This is a genomic window from Bacillus sp. mrc49 (genome assembly GCF_002803435.1).
In genome coordinates this window covers 1-876 of the sequence record NZ_PHNG01000475.1, presented here as the reverse complement: position 1 = coordinate 876, position 876 = coordinate 1, and the positions used below count along the sequence as shown (strand labels likewise).

The window sequence follows — 876 nt, the reverse complement described above, 5'->3', positions numbered from 1 at the left end:
TTTCCATATCATCCTTAATGCCAGGCGTACTTGTTACATTCTTGCCAGCTAGAATTTTTGCGGAGATCAGCACCCAGCCAGCATGGCAAATTTGCCCGATCGGTTTTTTAGATTCTTCCATGCTTTGGATTAGTGAAATCACTTCAGGGAACCGACGGATTTTGTCAGGGGCCCAACCGCCCGGTACGAGAATCGCATCATAATCTTCCGCTTCGATGCTCCCGTAATCATAATCGGATACGGCGGGTACACCATATTTGCCAATGTATGTTTCATTCGCCTTCTCTCCAGCAAGATGAACGATCGCACCCTCTTCTTTCAATCGTAAGATCGGATACCAGAGCTCTAAATCTTCAAAATCATGGTGCACAAGACTGATAATTTTCTTTCCGGCTAACCTCATGAAAATCTCCCCTTCCTTCGTGCTATTCAACTTTACCATTCTTCCCTGTTTCTTCACTTTTTCAACCATTTTCTCCAGACAACCAGTCCAGCCATATCCTGTCTAAAAATCAACCTTTACTAAATGCAGCCCGGCGGCATCCGCCATACGGCCCGTTTGGACTCTTGCCTTCGACTCCAGAATGCCCGGGATTTGCTCAGCGTCTATTTCACCAAGACCGACCTCTATCAGCGTTCCGACCATCTTTCTAACCATATTATAAAGAAAACCATCCCCACGCACACTAATTTCGATGAAGCCGGCATTTTCCACTATATCAATCACATATATTTCACGCACCATTGATTTTTTCTTGGACTTTGCATTTGAAAAAGCAGTGAAATCATGTGCACCTATAAAATATTGACACGCCCTTTTCATCCTTTCTATATCCAGCTTTTCCTCAACATGCATACTGTACTTTCTCATGAACG

General features: G+C 43.9%; 1 protein-coding gene and 1 pseudogene. Both read right to left on the bottom strand.

The window, feature by feature from the left end; genetic code table 11:
• Positions 1 to 403: DJ-1/PfpI family protein (locus CVN76_RS03865; RefSeq protein WP_100530357.1), on the bottom strand; the 403-nt coding region annotated here is incomplete at its 3' end.
• 102 nt (positions 404 to 505) lie between these two features.
• Positions 506 to 876: pseudogene (locus tag CVN76_RS03860) on the bottom strand (tRNA pseudouridine(38-40) synthase TruA); the annotation flags it as partial.